This window comes from Herbidospora cretacea, assembly GCF_001570605.1.
Taxonomy (GTDB): domain Bacteria; phylum Actinomycetota; class Actinomycetes; order Streptosporangiales; family Streptosporangiaceae; genus Herbidospora; species Herbidospora cretacea.
On record NZ_BBXG01000008.1, the window covers coordinates 119,757 to 141,682 of the forward strand.

General features: G+C 69.7%; 18 protein-coding genes. 12 read left to right on the forward strand and 6 right to left on the reverse strand.

The window, feature by feature from the left end:
* Nucleotides 1–46 precede the first annotated feature (46 nt).
* Nucleotides 47–1,183: an ROK family protein gene (locus AW270_RS17455; protein WP_245674746.1), complete on the forward strand. Its 1,137-nt coding sequence runs from the start codon at nt 47–49 to the stop codon at nt 1,181–1,183.
* Between the two features lie 90 nt (nt 1,184–1,273).
* Entirely contained in the window at nt 1,274–1,495 is a 222-nt protein-coding gene (locus tag AW270_RS17460; protein WP_030456848.1) for a hypothetical protein, read from the forward strand.
* 423 nt (nt 1,496–1,918) lie between these two features.
* Here the strand turns inward: AW270_RS17460 and recQ are convergent, their stop codons facing one another.
* Nucleotides 1,919–3,766, reverse strand: coding sequence for a DNA helicase RecQ (gene recQ, locus AW270_RS17465; RefSeq protein ID WP_061296140.1), 1,848 nt, complete (start codon nt 3,764–3,766; stop codon nt 1,919–1,921).
* A gap of 1,121 nt (nt 3,767–4,887) precedes the next feature.
* Nucleotides 4,888–5,595 (reverse strand): MerR family transcriptional regulator, encoded by a 708-nt coding sequence (locus AW270_RS17475; RefSeq protein WP_061295410.1) that lies wholly within the window; start codon nt 5,593–5,595, stop codon nt 4,888–4,890.
* 49 nt (nt 5,596–5,644) lie between these two features.
* Here AW270_RS17475 and AW270_RS17480 point away from each other — a divergent pair, with 49 nt between their 5' ends.
* From AW270_RS17480 to AW270_RS17510, 7 genes are all read left to right on the forward strand, one after another.
* Nucleotides 5,645–6,592, forward strand: coding sequence for a zinc-dependent alcohol dehydrogenase (locus AW270_RS17480; RefSeq protein ID WP_061295411.1), 948 nt, complete (start codon nt 5,645–5,647; stop codon nt 6,590–6,592).
* A 312-nt stretch (nt 6,593–6,904) separates the two neighbouring features.
* Nucleotides 6,905–8,323 carry a sugar ABC transporter ATP-binding protein gene (locus AW270_RS17485; RefSeq protein ID WP_369408993.1) on the forward strand — a complete coding sequence of 473 codons (1,419 nt, stop codon included), beginning with the start codon at nt 6,905–6,907 and terminating at the stop codon, nt 8,321–8,323.
* Nucleotides 8,320–9,273: an ABC transporter permease gene (locus AW270_RS17490; RefSeq protein ID WP_061295412.1), complete on the forward strand. Its 954-nt coding sequence runs from the start codon at nt 8,320–8,322 to the stop codon at nt 9,271–9,273. The genes AW270_RS17485 and AW270_RS17490 overlap by 4 nt, the downstream gene beginning before the upstream one ends.
* A complete protein-coding gene (locus tag AW270_RS17495) occupies nt 9,270–10,193 on the forward strand; it encodes an ABC transporter permease (RefSeq protein ID WP_061295413.1) in 924 nt (307 codons plus the stop codon). The genes AW270_RS17490 and AW270_RS17495 overlap by 4 nt, the downstream gene beginning before the upstream one ends.
* 12 nt (nt 10,194–10,205) lie before the next feature.
* Nucleotides 10,206–11,420, forward strand: a complete 1,215-nt coding sequence (locus AW270_RS17500; RefSeq protein ID WP_061295414.1) for a substrate-binding domain-containing protein — start codon at nt 10,206–10,208, stop codon at nt 11,418–11,420.
* On the forward strand, nt 11,421–12,254 hold the full coding sequence (locus AW270_RS17505; RefSeq protein WP_061295415.1) for a sugar phosphate isomerase/epimerase family protein: 834 nt from the start codon (nt 11,421–11,423) through the stop codon (nt 12,252–12,254).
* 28 nt (nt 12,255–12,282) lie between these two features.
* Complete coding sequence (locus AW270_RS17510; protein ID WP_061295416.1) at nt 12,283–15,786, forward strand: ThuA domain-containing protein; 3,504 nt, start codon at nt 12,283–12,285, stop codon at nt 15,784–15,786.
* Between the two features lie 40 nt (nt 15,787–15,826).
* Here AW270_RS17510 and AW270_RS17515 read toward each other — a convergent pair whose 3' ends face one another.
* Nucleotides 15,827–16,729, reverse strand: coding sequence for a zinc-binding dehydrogenase (locus AW270_RS17515; RefSeq protein WP_061295417.1), 903 nt, complete (start codon nt 16,727–16,729; stop codon nt 15,827–15,829).
* A gap of 53 nt (nt 16,730–16,782) precedes the next feature.
* Between AW270_RS17515 and AW270_RS17520 the strand changes: the two genes are divergently transcribed.
* Nucleotides 16,783–17,184, forward strand: a complete 402-nt coding sequence (locus AW270_RS17520; RefSeq protein WP_061295418.1) for a MerR family transcriptional regulator — start codon at nt 16,783–16,785, stop codon at nt 17,182–17,184.
* Here the strand turns inward: AW270_RS17520 and AW270_RS17525 are convergent.
* From AW270_RS17525 to AW270_RS17535, 3 genes are all read right to left on the reverse strand, one after another.
* On the reverse strand, nt 17,172–17,414 hold the full coding sequence (locus AW270_RS17525) for a type B 50S ribosomal protein L31 (RefSeq protein ID WP_061295419.1): 243 nt from the start codon (nt 17,412–17,414) through the stop codon (nt 17,172–17,174). The genes AW270_RS17520 and AW270_RS17525 overlap by 13 nt on opposite strands.
* Before the next feature lie 3 nt (nt 17,415–17,417).
* A complete protein-coding gene (gene rpmG, locus AW270_RS17530; protein ID WP_061295420.1) occupies nt 17,418–17,582 on the reverse strand; it encodes a 50S ribosomal protein L33 in 165 nt (54 codons plus the stop codon).
* Nucleotides 17,583–17,718: 136 nt separating this feature from the next.
* Nucleotides 17,719–18,048, reverse strand: a complete 330-nt coding sequence (locus AW270_RS17535) for a hypothetical protein (protein WP_061295421.1) — start codon at nt 18,046–18,048, stop codon at nt 17,719–17,721.
* A gap of 157 nt (nt 18,049–18,205) precedes the next feature.
* Between AW270_RS17535 and AW270_RS17540 the strand changes: the two genes are divergently transcribed.
* Complete coding sequence (locus AW270_RS17540; protein ID WP_082801621.1) at nt 18,206–20,917, forward strand: discoidin domain-containing protein; 2,712 nt, start codon at nt 18,206–18,208, stop codon at nt 20,915–20,917.
* Between the two features lie 207 nt (nt 20,918–21,124).
* The gene (locus AW270_RS17545) at nt 21,125–21,916 is read left to right on the forward strand and encodes an IclR family transcriptional regulator (protein ID WP_063819235.1); all 792 of its coding nucleotides are present in this window, start codon (nt 21,125–21,127) and stop codon (nt 21,914–21,916) included.
* Nucleotides 21,917–21,926: the final 10 nt, after the last annotated feature.

Consider the following 21,926-nt stretch of genomic DNA (forward strand, 5'->3'; position numbering starts at 1 on the left):
GCGACGTACCGTCCGCGATCTCCGAAGGGGGAATCGGGCGGTCCTGTTGCGCGCGCTCTATTTCGCGGGCCCGACGAGCCGTCACGAGCTGACCGCCCTGACCGGGCTCAGCGCCGCGACCGTCAGCAACGTGACCGGCGACCTGCTCGCCGACAACATCATCATCGAGGCCGGGCTGGTCGACAGCGACGGCGGCCGGCCGCGCGTGCTGCTGCGCGTCAACCCGACCTACGGCTTCGCCGTCGGCGTCGACGTCGGTGAGACCCACGTCAGGGTCGAGCTGTTCGACCTCGACATGAACGAGTTGGCCAAGAGCGAGTTCGCGCTGCGCCCGGGGGCCCACGAGGTCGACGTCGTGGTGCGCCACATCCTGACCGGCATCGAGGCCGTCGTGGCCGACAGCGGGGTGCCGCCGTCGAAGGTGCTCGGCATCGGCGTGGGCGTGCCCGGCATCGTCGAGCGCGGCCCCGAGGCGATGATCCACGCGCAGACCTTCGGCTGGGACTCGGTCCCGCTCGGGACCCTGCTCCGCGCCGGAACCCCCTTCCCCCTGCACATCGACAACGGCGCCAAGACGATGGGCCAGGCCGAGATGTGGTTCGGCGCCGGCCGCGGCTCGCGCCACGCCGTCATCGCGCTGATCGGGTCGGGCGTCGGGGCCAGCATCATCGCCGACGGCGTGACCTACCGGGGGGCCAACAGCTCCGCCGGCGAGTGGGGCCACACCAAGATCGCCATCGGCGGCCGGGGCTGCCGATGCGGGGGCCGCGGGTGCCTGGAGGCCTACATCGGCGCCGAGGCCGTGCTGGAACGTGCCGGGATCGACTTCAACACCTCGACCGAGCAGGCCGCCTTCGCCGACCTGGTGGCCTCGGGCTCCCCCGTGATCGAGGAGACGGTCGAATACCTGGGCGCCGGCCTCGCCAACCTGATCAACCTGTTCAACCCCGAGCGGATCGTCGTCGGCGGCTGGGCCGGCCTGCTCCTCGGCCAGCACCTGCTCACCACGATCAAGCAGAAGGCCGCCGAGAACTGCCTCACCCAGCCCTATTCGACCGCGTCGATCGTGCTCGGCCGCCTCGGCCCCGACGCCGTCGCCCTGGGCGCGGCCACGCTCGTCGTCGACGAATTCCTCCTCAGCACCACCTCGGCGTCAGTGTCGCGGGAGCCCGCCGTAAGCTAGTTCGGCGCGCTGACCTTACGGATTTCCGTAACGTGAGGGCACGCATACCGCAGAATGGCGTCAAACCCCCCACTGGCCGAGGAGATCACTTTGGGCACTTCACGCGACATCCTGGACCTCGCCCTCAGCGCCCGCGAACTGGCCGACAACCAGCCCGCGGGCACCCTGGAACACGCCGCTGCCACCTCCGTGGCGATCACGTGCGCGACCACCCGAGACGAGGACCAGGCCCGATCGGTGCTGGAGGGGGTATCCCCGGAGGAGGTCCGGGCCGCCGCCCTGGAACTCTTCGAACGTCTCGCCCAGCAGTAACCGGATCGCGGAACTCGGCCTGTGGGGGTGCCGGGTTCCGAGCCCTGTCCGCGATCGCGACCGGCGAGGCCTGAACGCGTCGCCCGAAGTCCCCTGGCAATGCCGAGGCGCCCTCTCTGACCACTTCCGGGCCGGGACCGCACGATCGGCTGCCCTTTGCCGGGAAACCGGAACTTCGCCTCCCGGAGAGGTCGCGCGGATCGAGCGTCGCTGCCATGGGTGGAGGTCAGAAAGATCCGCCATCCCGGTCCCCCGTGTCCCGATCCATGATCCGAGACATGTCCGCGCGGACAGATCACGCGGATATCACCGCCCGGACCAAGGTCCGCAGCAAGACGTAGCTAGCCGGGGCGGTGGAGCTCCGCCACCCGGATCGGGAATGGATCTGTTCCTTGGGGCAAGACGCGGCTGCCCGCCGGGTGGTCACTCCGTTGGGTGGTCTGCCAGGACCTCCAGGATTGACTCGCCGTATTTGGCCAGTTTGTTCTCGCCCACGCCGTTGATCGTGGCGAGGGCCGCGAGGTCGGCGGGGAGGCGGGTGGCGATCTCCTTCAGGGTGGCGTCGTGGAAGACGACGTAGGCCGGGACGCCCTGTTCCTTCGCGGTGGCGCCGCGCCAGGCGCGCAGGCGCTCGAAGAGCGGCTTGGCCTCCGACGGCAGGTCGGCGGCGGCCTGGGGGGCCGACTTGGCCACGGAGACCTTGGTCTTGCGCTCCGGGTCCTTGCGCATGTCGATCGTGCGCCGGCCCTTGAGGACGTCGGCGCTGGCGTCGGTGAGGATCAGCGTCGGATAGTCGCCGCCCTCGACGTCGAGGATGCCCAGCGCGAGGAGCTGGCGGATGACCGCGCGCCATTCGGGCTCGCGCAGGTCGGTGCCGACGCCGTAGACGCTCAGACTGTGGTGGCCGTATTGGCGGATCTTCTCGTTGTCGCGGCCGAGCAGGATGTCGGTGATGTGGGCGGCGCCGAACTTCTGGCGGCGTTCGCGGTGCAGGCGCAGCACGGTCGACAGGACCTTCTGGGCGGCGACCGTGCCGTCCCAGGACTCGGGCGGGGTCAGGCAGGTGTCGCAGTTGCCGCAGGGCTCGGCCTTCTGGCCGAAGTAGTCGAGCAGGCCGACGCGGCGGCAGCCGACCGACTCGCACAGCGCGAGCATCGCGTCGAGGTGGCTGGAGAGCCTGCGGCGGTGGGCGTCGTCGCCCTCCGAGGTGTCGATCATGCGGCGCTGCTGGACGACGTCCTGCAGGCCGTAGGCCATCCACGCCGTGGACGGCAGCCCGTCGCGGCCCGCGCGGCCGGTCTCCTGGTAGTAGCCCTCGATCGACTTCGGCAGGTCGAGGTGGGCGACGAACCGGACGTCGGGCTTGTCGATGCCCATGCCGAACGCGATCGTCGCCACCATCACCAGCCCCTCCTCGCGGAGGAAGCGCGCCTGGTGGGCGGCCCTCGTCCGTGCGTCGAGGCCCGCGTGGTAGGGCAGCGCGGGGATGCCGTTCTGGCTGAGGAAGGCGGCAACCTGCTCCACCGAGTTGCGCGACAGGCAGTAGACGATCCCGGCGTCGCCCTTGTGCTCGTTGCGGAGCAGGTCGAGGAGCTGCTTCTTCGGCTCGTTCTTCGGGACGACGCGATATTGGATGTTGGGCCGGTCGAAGCTGGCGACGAAGTGGCGGGCGTCGTCGAGCTTGAGCCGGGTGGCGATCTCGGCGTGGGTGGCCGGGGTCGCCGTCGCGGTCAGCGCCACCCGCGGCACGTCGGGCCAGCGCTCGTGGAGGGCCGACAGCGCGAGGTAGTCGGGCCGGAAGTCGTGGCCCCACTGGGAGACGCAGTGGGCCTCGTCGATCGCGAACAGCGAGATCCTGGCCCGGTCGAGCAGCGCCATCGTCTGCTCCGACCGGAGCCGCTCGGGCGCGAGGTAGAGCAGGTCGAGCTCACCGGCGACGAACAGCGCCTCGATGGCCTGCCGCTCCCCCATGTCCTGCGTCGAGTTGAGGAACCCGGCCCGGACGCCGAGCGCGGTCAGCGCGTCGACCTGATCCTGCATCAGCGCGATCAGCGGCGAGATCACCACGCCGACGCCGGGCCGCACGAGGGCGGGGATCTGGTAGCAGAGCGACTTCCCGCCCCCGGTCGGCATCAGGACGAGGGCGTCACCGCCGCCGACGACGTGATCGATGATCTCCTGCTGACCGTCGCGGAAGGTGGCGTAGCCGAACACACGGTTCAGCACGTCATGAGGGTCGGTGAACCGGGTCTCCTCGGCCCAGGGGGCCATCTCGAGGCGCGGTTCGTCTTCGTCGTCCCAGTCGGGGGCCTCGGCGTCGGGCCAGGCGTCGGGCCAGGGGGCGAGTTCGTCGGGGGAAGCCACCCGAACACCCTAACGACGCCGACCGACAAGCGGCACCACGCGAGGCTTGAATCAAGCTATAGGTCCCTAAGCACTATTTCGATATAGCAAGGTCTGATTGTCCATTACGCCTATCCATCAAAGAAATTCTCCCCTCAATCATTTGAATGGCCACTAAGCGGTCAGGCTGTCCCCGATCAGGAGCACATACTGACGATGGCCGCCGAACTCGTCGAGAGTGCCGGCGATCACGGGTCTCCGCCGGACGTTCCGGCACGCATGACGCGCCAGGCGGGCTCCCTCGCCAGCCATGACGCTGATCACAATCGAGATCGCGGAGACCCCACCAGGCCGGACCCGACCCTCCACGGCACTGGACCGACAAAGCGACTGAACGACCCCATTCAATGATCTTCCTGAAGAACATGAGCCCCTCATATGGCGCATCGCCAAGGGAAGGATTCAGCCGAAGACACCGCCCAGGAATTTTTCTGTACTGATGCACCACGGCAAATGGGAGCTCGTCGAGCACCCGCGAGGCTGGATGCGCAAGGTGGCTTACCACATCGCACGGCGATCCCCCGATGGACCGTGGAGACGGATGCGTGAAGATCTTCGGGGCCAGGCTGATCGGAGCCCGCCTCGCCGCCCGCGAAGCCACGGCCCGCCTTCTTCGGACGGAGTGGCTGCTCACGCGACTCGACCTTCGGGAGAGCCGACCGGCCCAGTGAACGAACCGCCACCGATTTAGCCGAGAGGTTGCGCACGGCCCTCCGTCTGGGCCTCGTGTATCTGGACGCCCGGGACCTGGACATCTCCTCGACGCGGATCCGTGATCACATCATTCTCGACGGGCTCATCTGGTCTGGCCCGCTTCGCGGAACGCCATTCGCAGGCGGTGGCGGACGAGCTGTACGTCTTCCACCTCCACGTCGAAAGTGGCATGCGCTGCGCCGACGTGCTCAGAGCCGCCCATGTGGCCACGGGCGAGGGGACGCGGGCATGGCGGGACTGTTCACCACCGCCCGGGAGGCGACCCGCTGACGCCTTCATCCGTTCTCGCGGACGCGGGTCACGTACGCGACCAGTTCCCGCATGTCGTCGGCGCTCCACGGCAGGCGGGCGCTGATCTCCTCGCTGTTCTCGGCCCACATCCGGCGGGCCGCCGCCTCGGTGCCCGTTCCCCCGGCGTGGAACAGGGCGCCGATGGCGTCCCAGCGGGCCACCAGGGCGCGCGCCTCCTCGGAGTCGGGGGCCCGGCCGGTCCGTACGCATTCCAGGAGGGACTCGACCAGGGTCCGCCACTCCGTCTTGGCGTTCTCCACGGCCTCGGGGCCGAGGTGCTCGCGGCGGGCGGCGAGGGAGTCCTGCTGTTCGGGGGTGAGGTAGGGGTCGAGCATGGCCATCATCTCCAGGGCTTTGAGGTAGCCGGTCGGGTCGTCGTGGTCGAGCAGGCGGGTGAGCTGGGTCCTGAGGGCCTCGATCTCGGACGCGCGCCGGGACAGGGCCGCCAGGTGGGCGTGCAGGAGGGCGGTCATGGAGGCGGGGGCCTCCAGGGCGGTGGCGATCTCGTCCAGGGACAGGCCGAAAGTGCGCAGGGCCCGGATGCGGTAGAGCCGCCGGAGGTCGTCGGGGCCGTAGCGGCGGTGGCCGTTTTGGGTCCTTTCGGTCGGTCGTAGAAGGCCTATTTGGTCGTAGTGGCGCAGCGCGCGTACGGTCGTTCTGGTCGCCTGCGCGAGCTGGCCGATCGTCCACATGCGGCAACCGTACGACCTGCCGTCACGTCCGATTCAAGGGGAGAAACCCATGTTGGTGGCCCGGCTCCACGGCGCGGCGGATCTGCGGATCCACGAGGAGTCCGACCCGGTCCCGCAGGCCGGCGAGACCCTCGTCAGGGTGACCTCGGTGGGGGTGTGCGGGTCGGATCTCCACTGGTTCGGCGAGGGCGGCATCGGCGACGCCCAGTTGACGCAGCCCCTCGTCGTCGGCCACGAGTTCGCCGGGGTGACGCTCGACGGGCGGCGGGTGGCCGTCGATCCTGCGGTGCCGTGCGAGGAGTGCCCGTCGTGCCTGCGCGGTTACCGGAACCTCTGTCCTTACGTACGGTTCGCCGGGCACGGCGCGACCGACGGCGGGCTCCGCGAATACGTCGCCTGGCCGAGCGCCTGCCTGTTCCCGCTGCCCGACTCGGTGTCCGACCTCGAAGGGGCGCTGCTGGAGCCGCTCGGGGTGGCCATCCACGCCTACGACCTTGGGCATCTCCCCCTCGGCGGGCGGGCCGGCGTGGTCGGGTGCGGGCCCATCGGGCTGATGCTGATCCAGTTGCTGCAGATCGCCGGGGCGTCGATGGTCGCGGCGGTGGAGCCGCTGCCCCACCGGGCCGCCAAGGCGCGGGAGCTGGGGGCCGACACCGATCCCCACGGCGATCTCGACGTGGTCTTCGAGGTGGCGGGCACCGACCAGGCCGTCGACACGGCTTTCGAGATGGCGCGGCCGGGCGGGCGGGTCGTGCTGGCCGGGATCCCGGACGAGGACCGCACCTCGTTCCGGGCCTCGACCGCGCGGCGCAAGGGACTGACGATCGCGATGGCGCGCCGGATGAACGACGTCTACCCCCGCGCGATCACGATGGTCGCCCAGGGGAAGGTCGACCTGCTCTCGCTCGTGTCGGGGCGGTTCGCCCTGCAGGACGCGGCCAAGGCGTTCGCCGAGGCGCAGTCGCGGCAGGGTCTCAAAATCGTTATCGAGCCCTAAATCGTGATTTGGGTCACACCAAAACCCGTTCGCCGCAAGCCTTGAACTAACCATCGAAGTTCCTGGCGCGTTCCACTCTCCTCGATCCCGCACGTCAGTTCTGGAAGTCAGGGCGCAAGATTTTGCCGGAACCCCGCACCAAACGCCGCACCGGTGCCCAAAGCCCCCTGGTTTAGGTTTCAACCTTGCGGACTTTTGCTTGACCGTCGTCAAAAGAGGCGCTTAACATCCCGCAATATGGAGGACACGGGCCGGAAACAGCCCTCAGCGCCGGAAGTCATCATACGTATGACCGGCATAGGCAAAAGCTTTTTGGGCGTCCGCGTCCTGCGCGGGATCGACCTGTCGGCGCACGCCGGAGAGGTGCACGCCGTCGTCGGCGAGAACGGCGCCGGCAAGTCGACGTTGATGAAGATCCTCGCCGGGGTGCACCAGCCCGACGAGGGCGTCATCGAGATCGGCGGCGAGACCAGGTCGTTCGCGCACCCCGTGCAGGCCCAGCGGGCCGGGGTCGCGATCATCTACCAGGAGTTCAACCTGCTGCCCGAGCGCAGCGTGGCCGACAACGTCTTCCTCGGCCGGGAACCCACCCGGCGGGGGCTGGTCGACCGGGCCGCGATGGAGGCGGCGACCGCACGGCTGCTCGACGAACTCGACGAGCACTCGTTCGGGCCGCGCGACATGGTCAAGGACCTGTCGGTGGCGCAGCAGCAGGTCGTCGAGATCGTCAAGGCGCTCAGCGTGGACGCCCGGATCGTCGTCATGGACGAACCGACCGCCGCCCTCGCCGAGCACGAGGTCGAACTGCTCTACCGGCTGATCCGGCGGCTGCAGAGCCGCGGGATCGCCGTCCTCTACATCTCCCACCGGCTGCGCGAGGTCTTCGACCTGGCCGACCGGGTCACCGTGCTGAAGGACGGCACGCACGTCGGGACCGTCCAGGCGAGCGAGGTGACCACCGCGGCCCTGGTCAAGATGATGGTGGGCCGCGAGCTGGACGCCTACTTCCCCCCGAGGGCCGGGGAGCAGGCCGTCGGCGAACCCCGGCTGACCCTGCGGAACGCCGGCAACGGCAAGCTCGACGGGATCGACCTCGAGCTGCGCGCCGGGGAGATCGTCGGCGTCGCCGGGCTCCAAGGGTCGGGCCGGTCGTCCCTGGTCAAGGCCATCTTCGGGGCCGAGCCCTTCACCCGGGGCGAGGTCACGCCGGTCCGGCCCGGGAACGTCCGGGAGGGCATCGCCGCCGGGATCGGCCTGGTCACCGAGGACCGGAAGGCCGAAGGGCTGGTGCTCAACCAGTCGGTGCGCGACAACGCCCTGCTGGTGGTCCGCGCGGTCGGCTCACGGTCCCGCGCCGCGGTCGCCGACCTGCTGGAGCGGGTCCGGCTGACGCCGCCCCGGCAGGACACCGAGGTCAAGTACCTGTCCGGCGGCAACCAGCAGAAGGTCGTGCTGGCCAAGTGGCTGACCCTCGCGCCCAAGGTCCTGCTGTTCGACGAGCCGACGCGCGGTGTCGACGTGGGGGCCAAGGCCGCCATCCACGACCTGATGCGCGAACTCGCCGACGGAGGCACCGCGATCCTGATGATCTCTTCCGAGTTACCCGAGCTGATCGGCATGAGCGACCGCATCGTGGTCCTGCGGGACGGCCGGATCGCCGGTCACCTGCCCGCCGGGGCCACCGAGGAGGCCGTGATGGCACTGGCCGCCGCCGACGGGGCCGCCGCGTGATCGCCCTGGTCGCCAACCCCACCCGAGCGGTGTACGCCGCTCTCGTCGCCACCCTCGCCATCGGCTGGGTCCTCGTCGCCTTCGACGGCGGCACCTTCACCCTCAACGACATGGTCGGCATCCAGCAGCGGTCGGCCGCCCTCGGCATCGTCGCGGTCGGCCAGACCCTGGCGATCCTGGCCGGGTCGCTGGACCTGTCGGTGGCCTACCTGATCAGTCTGGTCTCGCTCGTCGCGGCCGAGACGATGGCCGGGCAGCCGTCCAACATCCTGACCGCCGTCGTCGCCGCGCTCGGCGTGAGCGCGCTGGTCGGGCTGGTCAACGGGATCGTCATCACCAAACTGAAGGTGCACGCCTTCATCGCCACCCTCGGGGTCGCGCTGGTGATCCGGGGCGTCCTCGACCACCTCTACGACGGGCCCGCCGGCCGGGTGCCGGTGGAGTTCCAGCAACTCGGATACGCCCGCATCGGCCCGATCCCGGTCGCGGCCCTGCTGTGGGCGGCGGTCGCGGTGGCCGTCTGGTTCCTGCTCCGCCGCACCCGCCTGGGCAACCGGATCTACGCCGTCGGCGGCGACGTCGAGGTGGCCCGGCTGTCGGGGGTGCGCACCGACCGCGTGGTCATCGCGGCCCACGTGCTCTGCTCGCTGTGCGCGGGCGTGGCCGGGCTGCTGCTGGCCAGCCGCCTCGGCGCGGGCGCGCCCACGGTCGGCACCGACGGCGGCTACGACCTGGAGTCGATCGCGGCCGTGGTCCTCGGCGGCACCGCGCTGGCCGGTGGCCGGGGCGGGGTGGCCGGGACGGTCGGCGGGGTGCTGCTGCTGGCGGTGCTCGACAGCGTCTTCAACCAGCTCGAAGTGAACTCCTTCTTCAAGGACGTCGTACGCGGCGTCGTCATCGTCGTCGCGGTCGCGGTCTACGCCCGCCGGACCGGCAGGAGGGCGTCGTGAAGCGGGCCATCCCGATCTTCCTCGTGCTGGCCGGGCTCCTGGTGGCCATCGCGGCCGCCAACCCGTTCTTCCTCGAACCCGCCGGGTTCCTGGCGTTCCTGAAGCGCGTCGCGCCGCTGGCCATCCTGGCCGCCGGGCAGTACTTCGTGATCGTCTCCGGCGAGTTCGACCTGTCGGTCGGGTCTCTGGTCACCGTCGAGGTGGTGGTCGCGGCCCGGCTGATCGACGGCGACGAGTCGATGACCTGGCCGGTGCTCGCCCTGCTCATCGTCATCGGCCTGCTGGTGGGGCTGGTCAACGGGCTGGTCACCACGAAGCTGCGGGTGCCGTCGTTCATCACCACGCTCGGCGCGATGCTCATCCTGTCGGGCGCGGTCTTCCTGTGGACGGGCGGCGCGCCGCGCGGCGCGCTCTCGCAGGGGTTCCGGGTCTTCGGCCGCGAGGGCGTGTGGGCGGTGCTCATCCTGCTCGTCGTGGTGACGACGGCCGTGCTGCTGATGCGCGCCGACTTCGGCCGCACCCTCGTCGCCGTCGGCGACAACGAGAAGGCCGCGCGGCTCAGCGGAGTCCGGGTCGACCGGGCGCGGGTGCTGGCCTTCATGATCTCCGGCCTGTCGGCCGCGATCGCCGGGATCCTGCTCGGCGGGTTCGCCGGGGTGTCCGCGCAGGTCGGCCAGAGTCTGGAGTTCCAGGCGATCACGGCCGTCGTGCTCGGCGGCGTCGTGCTCGGCGGCGGACGCGGCCACGTGGTCGCCGCCATCGCGGGGGCGTTCACCCTCGAAGCCTTGTTCACCCTCCTCAACCTGCACGGCATCTCCGGCGCGCTGGAGTACGCGGTGCAGGGTGTGATCATCATTGCCGCCGTGGCGGCCGGGGGTCTGCGGCTCCCGGCCCTGCGGTTATCTCCCTCGAAAGTGTAAGGAGTGACGTCCATGCGTCGATTACTGGTGGCCTTCGCCGCCTCGGCCTTGCTCGCCGCCGGATGTGCCAGCGACCTGCCGCCCACCGGGGCCAGCGCCCCCGCGGACCCGGGAGCGAGCGCGGCCCCCGCCACGACCTCGGCGCCGGCCTCGGCCGGGACCGGTGAGCAGTCGGAGTTCTTCGTCCAGGCCGACTACGACGCCCAGCTGGCGATGCGGTCGCAGACGGCCGAAGGGCCCGCCGACAAGCCGTGGGAGCAGGCCATCGCGCCCCAGATGGTCGACACCGCCAAGTACAAGAAGGACGGCCCCTACCACCTCTGCTTCTCCAACGCCGCGGTCAACAACCCGTGGCGGCAGGTCGGCTGGACGACCATGCAGGAGGAGGTCGCCCTGCACAAGGACATCAAGGAGTTCACCGCCCTCGACGCCGAGGGCAAGGACGACAAGCAGATCTCCGACATCGCCGAGCTCCAGGCCAAGGGCTGCGACGCCCTGATCATCTCGCCGAACACCACGGCGACGCTGACCCCGGCCGTCTCGGGCGCCTGCCCCGAGGTCCCGGTCATCGTCTTCGACCGCGGTGTCGAGACCGACTGCCCGGTGACCTTCATCAAGCCCATCGGCGGGTACGCCTTCGGCGCCGACGGCGCGGAGTTCCTCATCGAGAAGGTCCCGGCCGGCGGCAAGGTGCTGGCGCTGCGCATCCTGCCCGGCGTCGACGTGCTGGAGAACCGCTGGGCCGCCGCCAAGGTCGCCTTCGACAAGTCGCAGCTCCAGGTGGTCGGCGTCGAGTTCACCGACGGCGACGCCGCCAAGACCAAGAGCATCGTGTCCGACTACATCGCCCGCCACGGCAAGATCGACGGCGTCTGGATGGACGCGGGCGCGACCGCCGTGGCCGCCATCGAGGCGTTCGAGGACGCCGGGGTGCCCGTCCCCGCCTTCGTCGGCGAGGACCAGCAGGACTTCCTGCAGAAGTGGAAGGACGGCAAGCTGACCGCCGTCGCGCCCACCTATCCCACCTACCAGTGGCGGACCCCGATCATCGCGGCCCTGAAGATCCTCAAGGGCGAGGAGGTTCCCAAGCAGTGGAACCTGCCCCAGCCGAAGATCACCCAGGAGTCCCTCGACACCTACCTCCAGCCCGACATGCCGCTGCTGCACTACGCGCTGTGCGGCTGCGAGTCCATGCCCGGCTTCCCCGGGAAGTGGGGCGGGAAGTAGATGCTCCCCATCGGCGTCAACACCTGGGTCTGGGTGTCGCCGCTGACCGACGGCGACCTGGCGGCGCTCGCGCCCCGGGTCGCCGGCTGGGGGTTCGACGTGCTCGAACTCCCCGTGGAGAACCCGGGCGACTGGGATCCCGGACGGGCCGCCGACGTCCTGGCCGAACACGGCCTGGCGGCGTCGGTGGCGCTGGTGATGCCGCCGGGCCGCGAGCTCGTCGCCGCCTCGGCCGACGTGGTCCGGGAGACCCAGGACTACCTGCGGCACGTCGTCGATGTGGCCGCGCGGGTCGGGGCCCCCGCGATCGGCGGGCCCGCCTACTCGTCGGTGGGCCGCACCTGGCTGCTCTCCGCCGAGGAGCGCCGGGCCGCCTACCGTGAGCTGCGCGAGAACCTGACGCCCGTCGTCGACTACGCCGCCGAACGTGGCGTGCGGGTCGGCGTCGAGGCGCTCAACCGGTACGAGACCAGCCTGGTCAACACCGTCGAGCAGGCCCTTGAGGCCATCCCGGACCACTGCGGGATCATGCTCGACTCGTACCACATGAACATCGAGGAGAAGAGTCCCGCCGAGGCCGTGCGCCTCGCCGGTGAGAGGGTCGCGCACATCCAGGTGTGCGGGACGGACAGGGGAGCGCCCGGAGACGACCACTTCGACTGGAAATCCTTCATCGACGCGGTGACCGAGATCGGGTACGCAGGACCGCTCGTGATCGAGTCGTTCACCGCCGAGAACCGCACCATCGCCACGGCCGCCTCCATCTGGCGGCCCCTGGCCCGGAGCCAGGACGCCCTGGCAACCGACGGGCTCGCTTTCCTCCGGGCTCTCTGAACCATCCCGCACCCTCCCAGGGAGCGCAATGCGCAGGTACCTGATCGCCCTCCTGACCCCGCTGCTGTTGGTGTTAGCGCTACCAGCCCCCGCCGCGGCGGCCCCGAACTTCCGGGCGCTGCTGTTCACCGAGACGGCCGGCTACGTGCACGACTCGATCTCAGCGGGCGTCACGATGATCAACAACATGGCGGCCGCGAACAACTTCGAGGTCGTCCAGAGCAACAACTCCAGCTCGTTCACCACGTCCAACCTGGCCACCTTCGACGTGGTCATCATGCTGCAGAACTCGGGCATGGTCTGGGACAACGACTCCCAGCGCCAGGCCCTGCAGGCCTACGTCGAGGGCGGCGGCGGCATCGTCGCCATCCACAACGCCACCGACATGGGCATCGAGTCGACGTTCCCCTACTGGGACAACCTGATCCAGGCGGGCGCGCACATGCCGGCCCACTCCAACATCGTCCAGGGCACCGCCAAGGTGGCCGACGACGTTCATCCGTCCACGTCCGGGTTGCCTGACCGCTGGACGCGGACCGAGGAGTGGTACAACTTCGACCGCAGCATCCGCGGCGACGCCCACATCCTGGTGACGGCCGACGAGACGACCTACTCCCCCGGCGGCAACGCCATGGGGCACGACCACCCGATCTCGTGGTGCCGTGAGGTCGGCACGGCGAAGGTCTGGGCGACGGCCATGGGCCACACCGCCTCGACCTACAGCGAGGCCTACTTCCAGCAGCACGTGCTGGGCGGCATCCGCTGGGCCGGCGGCGAACTGGCCGGCGACTGCGGCGGCACCGTCTGGAACCGTTTCCAGAAGGTGACCCTCGACTCGGCGCCCAACCAGCCGATGCAGCTCGACATCGCGCCCGACAAGACGGTGTTCTACGCCAGCCGGGCCGGCCAGCTCAAGACGATCAACCCGTCGAACGGCCAGATCGCGACCGCGCACACCCTCAGCGTCTACACCGGCGGTGAGGACGGCCTGGTCGGCCTGGCCCTCGATCCGAACTTCGCGTCGAACCGGTACATCTATCTCTACTACTCGCCGACCGGCAGCCAGTCGATCGTGCGGGTGTCGAGGTTCACGTACACCGCCGCCAACGCGCCCAACGCGCTGAGCAACGAGCAGATCCTGCTCACCATCCCGGCCGAGCGCATCGACGAGCCGGGGCACACGGGCGGCTACCTGACGTTCGGCCCGAACGGCAACCTGTACATCGGCGTCGGCGACGACGTGAACCCGAACGCCTCGTCCGGCTACGCGCCGATCGACGAGCGCTCGGGCCGCGCCCACTTCGACGCGCAGCGCACCGCCGCCAACACCAACGACCTGCGCGGCAAGATCCTCCGCATCCACCCGGAGAGCAACGGGACGTACACGATCCCGAGCGGCAACATGTTCGCGCAGGGCACCGCCAACACCCGCCCGGAGATCTACGCGATGGGCTTCCGGAACCCGTTCCGGTTCGCGGTGAACAAGGAGAACGGCTGGATCTCGATGGCCGACTACGGCCCCGACGCGGGTTCGGCCAACTCCAGCCGCGGCCCGGCCGGAATCGTCGAGTACAACCTGATCAAGTCGCCGGGGTTCTACGGCTGGCCCTACTGCACCGGCAACAACACCCCGTACAACGACTTCAACTTCGCCACCAACCAGTCGGGCGCGCTGTTCAACTGCTCCAACCCGACCAACACCTCGCCCAACAACACGGGTCTCCAGACGCTCCCGGCCGCGCGGGCGGCGAACGTCTGGTACTCCTACAGCGGCAACACCGCGTGGCCCGAGATGGGCAACAGCGGCGGCGCGGCCCCGATGGGCGGCCCGTTCTACCACTTCGACCCGAACCTCGTCTCGGACACGAAGTTCCCGCAGTACTTCGACGACACTCCGTTCTTCTACGAGTGGAGCCGGAACTTCCTCGCCGAGATGCGCCTGGACAACTCGGGCAACCTGCTGAAGGTCAACCGGTTCCTGTCGTCGATGCAGTTCCGATCGCCGATGGACATGAAGTTCGGGCCCGACGGCTCGCTCTACATGATCGATTGGGGTAGCGGTTTCGGCGGCACCAACACCGACGACGGCGTCTACCGCATCGACTACATCAACGGCTCCCGGGCTCCGCAGGCGCGGGCGTCGGGCACGCCGACCTCCGGCCAGGCGCCGCTGACGGTGCAGTTCTCGTCGTCGGGCTCGGCCGACCCCGACGGTGACGCGATCACCTACGCGTGGGACTTCACCGACAACGGCTCGGTCGACTCGACGTCGGCCAACCCGAGCTTCACCTACTCCTCCAACGGCAACTACACCGCGCGCCTGACGGTCCGGGACGCCGGCGGCAAGACCGGCACTGCCACCGTGCCGATCGTCGTGGGCAACACGGCGCCGACCCTCCAGTTCAGCGCACCGCCGAACGGCGGCGCGTTCGACTTCGGCGACACGATCTCGTACACGATCACCGGCAGCGACGCGGAGGACGGCGCCATCGACTGCTCGCGCGTCCAGGTCATCATCGCCCTGGGGCACGACACGCACAGTCACGACGTCGATCAGCGCACCGGCTGTTCGGCGACCATCACGACCCAGCAGTCGGGGCACGACGCCACGCAGAACGTGTTCTACGTGCTCTCGGCCACCTACACCGACAGTGGCGGCCTCAGCAAGGGCGCGGAGCTGATCCTCCAGCCCAAGATGAAGCAGGCCGAGCACTTCGCGAGCTCCTCCGGGGTCCGGGTCGTGGCGGACACGACGGCCCAGGACGGCAACCGGGTCGGCGACATCTCCAACAACGACTGGATCTCGTTCGCGCCCATGGCGACCCAGGGGGTGACCGGCATCTCCTACCGGGTGTCCTCGATCTCCACGGGCGGTTCGATCGAGCTGCGGGCCGGCTCGCCGACCGGGACCCTGCTCTCGACCACCTCGGTGCCCTCGACGGGAGGCTGGACCACCTACGCCTCGACGGCCGTCAGCAGCGTGACAGGGGTGAGCGGCAGCCAGACGTTCTACCTGGTGTTCAAGCACTCGACGGCCAACCAGTTCGACCTCGACTCCTTCACCCTCCAGGGTCAGGGGGTCGGCGGGACGCCCACGACCACCGGGCCGGTGGCCGGCGGGATCTACCAGATCGTCAACGTCGGCTCCAGCAAGGCGGTGGACATCGAGGGCGCCTCCACGGCCGACGGGGCAAGGGTCGTCCAGTGGTCGCCCGGCAGCGGGACGAACCAGCGGTTCCGGTTCGTCGACGCGGGCAGCGGGGCCTTCCGCCTCCAGCCGACGCACTCCAACAAGTGCATCGACGTGTCGGGCGCCTCGACCGCGACGGGCGCCCTGCTCGTCCAGTGGACCTGCCACACCAACGCGAACCAGTCCTACCGGTTCACGGCGCAGGGATCCAACTGGAGGATCCAGGCGGGGCACAGCAACCTGTGCCTCGAAGTGCCCAACTCAACTGATCTGACCCAGCTGCGGCAGAACACCTGTTCGACCGCGACCAGTCAGCAGTGGCGGCTGACCCGGATCAGCTAACCGAATCGCCGGCCCTCCGGGGTGCCACCCGGGGGGCCGGTCAGCTGATGAGCAACGTCTTGCCCACGACAGTCCTGGCCTCCATGGCGGCGTGCGCCGCGGCGGCCTCGGCCAGCGGGAACGTCTGCCCGACGAGCGGCCGGAGCACGCCCTCGGCGGCCAGCTCCAGCGCGTGGGCCAGGTGCCGCAGGCGGTCGGGGTCCGGCAGCTGCGCCACCTCGATCCCGGTGACGGTGACGTCCGGCCGGTCGACCGTGGTGAACCCCCCACCGGCCGCGCCGTGCGCGGAGAACCGGCCGCCGGGGTTGACCAGGGGCACGGCCGCCGCGCCGAGCGCGCCGCCGACGTTGTCCAGCACCACGTCCGCGCGCGGCCACTCCGGCCGCCCGGAGTCGACCAGCACGTCCGCGCCGAGCTCCCCCAGCCGGCCCAGCTTCACCCCCCGGGCGACCGCGATCACGGTGGCCCCGCGCGCCTTCGCGAGCTGCACCTCCAGCGCCCCGAGCCCGCCGCTCGCCCCCACGACCAGCACCGTGTCGGACGGCCCGATCCTCGTCGCCTCGAACAGCGCCAGCGCGGTCGTGGCGTCGTGGAGCAGCGCGGCGGCCGTCCGGAGCGAGACGCCACCGGGCACCTCGACGGCCGCCACCGCCACCGCCTTCCCGGCGTAACCGCCGTAGCCGCCGTAGCCGCCGGTGTATCCGGCCACCCTCCGGCCGTCCTGATCGCGCCCGGCCACTCCCCCGCCGGGGACGTACGGCGGCCGGACCGGCCAGTAGTCCTGCCCCAGCCCCCACCGCACCACGGTCTCCAGCAGCAGGGTGTCGCTGACCTCGACGTCGACCAGGATCTCGCCCTCCCCCGCGACCGGGTCGGGGATCTCCACCGTCTCCAGCACATCGGGGCCGCCGAACCGGGAGACCCGCACCGCTTGTGTCGTCATGGCGGGCAGACTAGGAGTTCAACATTTGTTGAAGTCAACCCCGGGAGGCCCGCATGGCCCTGACGGTCGGAGACCTGGCCCGTGCGAGCGGCGTCAATCCCTCGGCTGTACGTTTCTACGAGGCCCACGGCCTGCTGTCCGCCGAGCGGACCAGCGGGAACCAGCGCCGGTTCCAGGACGCCGACGTCTGCCGCACCAAGGTCATCCGCGTCGCCCAGCGGGTCGGCCTGTCGGTCGCGGAGATCAGGCAGGTCCTCGACGACCTCCCGCCGGACCCGGCCCCCGGCGACTGGCGGAGGTTGGCCGAGAGCCTCGTCGCGGAGGCCCACCGCCGGATCAGCCAGCTCCAGCAGGTGCTCGGCGAGATCACCGGCGGCGAGAAGCTCTGTGAACTGGAAGAGCCGGCCGGGCTGCTGCCCGACCGGCTCCGGAGTTCAGGACGTCACTTGGCGTAGCGGCGGCGGAAGCGCTCGACGCGTCCGGCGGAGTCCACCACGCGGCTCTTGCCCGTGTAGAACGGGTGGCTCGCGGAGCTGACATCGACGTCCACGACCGGGTAGGTCTGGCCGTCCTCCCACTCCACTGTCTTGTCCGACCGCACCGTCGACCTGGTCAGGATCGCGAAGCCCGCGCTCGGGTCGCGGAAGACCACGGGACGGTACTCGGGGTGGATGCCCTTCTTCATGCGCTATCGCTCCTCTCGGAAGGTCACGTGCTGCCGGATGACGTTGTCGTACTTGCGCAACTCCATCCGGTCGGGGTCGTTGCGCCGGTTCTTCCTGGTCACGTAGGTCACGCCTGTTCCGGCACTCGACCGCAACCGGACCAGCGGACGGAGGTCACTTCGCTTCACGGGATCGAAAACCGTTTTCAAAGCCCGAGTATTCCCGTCACAACTCCCCGCTCAGCACGCTCGTCCAGAAGAACAGGAACTCGCGCAGGCGCAGGGCCTGCCGATCCAGTCTCGCGGCGAGTTCGTCGCTCATGCCCTAGTCGCCTTCCAGGTGGAGTTCGAGATCGGCGTCGGCCGCGCACAGCTCGCCCAGCCTGAGGATCTCCGTCACGACGCTCCGCACGGACGCGTCCTCGGTCCGCGCGAGCGTCTGGGTCAGCTCGGCGACGAACTGCGGCATCTCCGCCGAGGTCAGGATCAGCGATCCGTACGGGTCGGCCCGGCGCACCATCGGCAGGCGGCTCTCCCGGCAGACATCGGCGAACACGTCCCGCACGTCGAGGAAGGCGTCGACCGGGTCGAGGCGGCGTCTGCGCGGGCTGCTGCCCGGGCGGGTGACGCGCATGATCGTCACGTCCACGCCCATGAGGCCTCCTCGATCGTCGTGATCATCATGCCGGTCATCAGCGAACAGCGTTGTCAATTTGTGACTTTCGGCGCTCTGTGAAACCTCCCGGCAACAATCTACGGTTCCGGATAACGTTATCCGAGCCTCGCCGGGCCACCACGGAAAGGCAACCCCCATGACCAGAACGCGTGGCTTAGCCATGGTCAGCGCGCTCGCCCTGCTCGCCGCCCTGTCCACGGCGACCTCAGCGCAGGCCGCCACACCCACCCCCGACCAGCAGTGGGCAGCCGTACAGTCCCTGGTCGGAGCAGTGAAGGGGCGCTGGACCAACCAGGCCTACACCGGCTCCGTCACCGACACGATGCCCGACACCGCGGTCATCGGGAACGGCGACGTCGGCGTCACCTCGGGCGGGGGTGACGGGTTCAAGACGTTCCGGATCGCCAAGGGCGACTTCTGGACCGCCAGCCCCAACCGGTCGCTCGTCGCCCTCGGGTCGGTGTCGATCCATCCGGTGAGCAGCAGCGGCTCGCCGAACCTGGCGCTCGGCTCGGCCGCGACCGCGTCGAGTTCCCACTCCTCGTTCCCGCCGAGCCGGGCCGTCAACGGCGGCTGGGGCTCCGGCTACGAGGGCTGGGTGTCCGACATCGGCAAGCCGCAGACGCTCACCCTCGACCTCGGCTCGGCCAGGACCTTCAGCCGGTACGTCCTGCGCCACGACGCCGCCGCCCGCCCCGCCGAGACGGCCAACACCACGAAGAACTGGACCCTCCAGACCAGCACCGACAACGCCACCTGGACCACCCGCGACACCGTCACGAACAACACCGCCGCCACGACCGACCGGACGATCTCCGGCGTCACCGCCCGCTACGTCCGGCTGAGCATCTCCGAACCGACCCAGGGCACCACCTCCGACAGCGTCACCAACCCCCGGGCGCGCATCGGCCAGTTCGAGCTCTACAACGGCAGCGGCGGCGGGGGCGGCGGCACGTCGTTCACCGAGGAGCAGAACATCCTCAAGGGCGACATCGACACCACGATGAGCCTCGGCGGCGCGCCCGTCACCCTGCGCACGTGGGTCGGCGCGACCGACAACCTGGTCGTGACCCGCGTCCAGGCCGGGGCCGCCACCACCGTCCGGGTCTCCAACACGACCCAGATCCAGAACGGCCGGGCCGGGTTCACCAGCACGGCGGGGACCTCGGGAAGCACGATCTGGGCCGCCCGCCAGACCGCCTTGGGCCAGTGGACCTCCCGCGCGGCCCTGGCCACCCGCGTCATCGGCGGCGCCCAGACCGTGAGCGGCAACCAGATCACCGTGGCCATCCCGGCGGGCGGCGCGGTCGACGTCGTCACCGCCGTCGCCGGCGGCGGGACCAGCGGAAACGACCCGGCCCCGGCCGCCCGGAGCCTGGCCGACGCGCAGAGCGGCGGGTCGATCGCCACGCAGTACGACAACCACGTCGAGTGGTGGAAGCAGTACTGGCTCAAGTCCTACGTCGACCTCGACGACGACGTGCTGGAGCGCTACTACTACGCCGCCCAGTACTTCATCGGCTCGGCCAGCCGCGCCGGGAGGACCGCGCCGGGGCTGTTCGGCATCTGGGCCACCACGGACTATCCGTTGTGGGGCGGCGACATGCACCTCAACTACAACTGGATCGCCAACTTCTACGGCGTCTACTCCTCCAACCGCGCGGACCTCGCGCTGCCCCTCTTCGACCTGGTCAGCGCCTATCTCCCCGAGGCGAGGAGAAGGGCTGCCCAGGACCTGCGCAGGGTCAACTCCGGCTACGTCAACGGCCGGTTCCCCAGCGGCGGCGTCCCGTCGGGGGTGCTGTTCCCGGTGGGCATCGCGCCCAACGGCGCGACCGCCGACGACAACTACCACCAGCAGGTCGGCAACAGCCTGTTCACCGCGACCCAGTACGTCTCCTACTGGCAGTACACCCGCGACCAGACCTGGCTGTCCCAGCGCGGCTACCCCTTCATGAAGGAGGTCGTCACCTTCTTCCAGCACTGGCTCCAGCTGGAGAACAACCGCTTCAACCTCTACTCCGGCCCCCACGAGGGCACCTGGGCCCGTAACTCCGGCGCCGACCTGGGCATGCTGAGGACGCTGCTCACGACGACCATCGACGCGAGCAACCGCCTGGGCGTCGACGCGGGCCTGCGCGCCACCTGGCAGGACATGCTGAACCGGCTGGCGCCGATCCCGCGGACCACGTACAACAACCAGCAGGTGTTCGCCCTGGGCGACCCCGGCACCCTCTCCGACGGGCGGGCGATCCGGCCCGGGGACAACACCGTCAACCTGGAGTTCGTCCACCCCGGCGAGGCGCTGGGCATCAACGGCCCGGCGGCCGACCGCCAGGTGGCGATCCAGACGCTCGACGCGATGAACTCCTGGGGCCAGGACAACTCCTTCCCCAAGGTCTTCACCCAGGCCGCGCGGGTCGGCTATCCGGCCCAGTCGCTGATCGACCGGCTGAAGACCCAGATCGCCAACCGGTCGGCGGCCAACCTGCGGGTCACCGACCCGCACCACGGCCTGGAGAAGTCGGGCGCGGTCGAGGCGATCAACAGCATGCTGCTCCAGAGCGACCTGGGGATCATGCGGGTCTTCCCGGTCTGGCCGTCGAGCCGGAACGGCTCGTTCGTGCGGCTGCGGGCGCCGGGCGGGTTCGTCGTCTCGTCGGCGCGCGCCGGCGGCCAGGCGAGCTACGTCGACGTGACGAGCACGGTAGGCGGGCAGCTGCGGCTGCAGAACCCGTGGCCGGGCCGCGGCGTCACCGTCACCGGCGGCGCGTCGCCGTCGGTGAGCAACGATGTCATCACTTTCTCCACGGTTGCGGGGGCGACGTACTCGATCACACCTAACTAGATCACCAGGAAGGCCGGTCACCACGCGTGGCCGGCCTTTCTTGTCTGCAAAAACGACAAACTCATACGCAAATACTGGACAGCACTGGACGCAAATAGCCACATACACGACAAAAGCCCCAAACTACAAGGGCTTGACAGGATCTGAGGGCAATGCAACTCTCGCAAGCATGTTACAAGAATATGAAAATAGATTCGAGTAACTCGAATGCAGAGTGGTCGTAAATCAGCAAGCGTCGACAAAGCCTTCGAGCTGGTGCACGCCGTCTCCGACGCCGGGCGCGACGGGATCACCCTTGGCGCGCTCGCGAGCCGCGCCGGGATCGCCGTCAGCACCGCCCACCGGTACGTGACGTCCCTGCTCGAACTCGGTGTCCTCGACCGTGACCCGGCCGGGTCCTACCGGCTCGGGGTGACCCTGATCATGCTGGCCGGGCAGTACCTCGACGAGGACGGCCTGCGCGCCGCCGCCCGGCCCTACCTGTCCGAGCTGGTGGAGGTGAGCGGGGAGACCGTGCACCTCGGGGTGCTGGTCGGCGAGCAGATCGTCTACGTCGACAAGGTCGAGAGCGCCAAGTCGATCCGCCTGGTGTCGCACATCGGCAAACGGGCGCCGCTGCACTGCACGGCGATGGGCAAGGCGATGCTCGCCCTGCTCAAGCCCTCCCGCCGCGACGAGATCCTCGCCGGGCCTCTGGAGGTCCGGACCCCGCGGACCCTCACCGGGAACGCCCTGCTCGCCGAGCTGGGCGTGGTGCGGGACCAGGGGTTCGCGATCGACGACGAGGAGAACGAGGAAGGCGTCCGCTGCGTCGGCCTGGCGATCAAGAACGCCTCCGGCGAGCCCGTCGGCGCGTTCAGCGTCTCGGCCCCGGCCGCGCGGTTCAGCCGCGACGACTGCCACCGCCTCGCCCCCAAGGCCCGCGCGATGGCCGACGACATCAGCAAACGCATCGGCTACGGCCCGCCCAAGGGCTCACGGCCGCGCGGCAACCACTGAGCGGCAACCA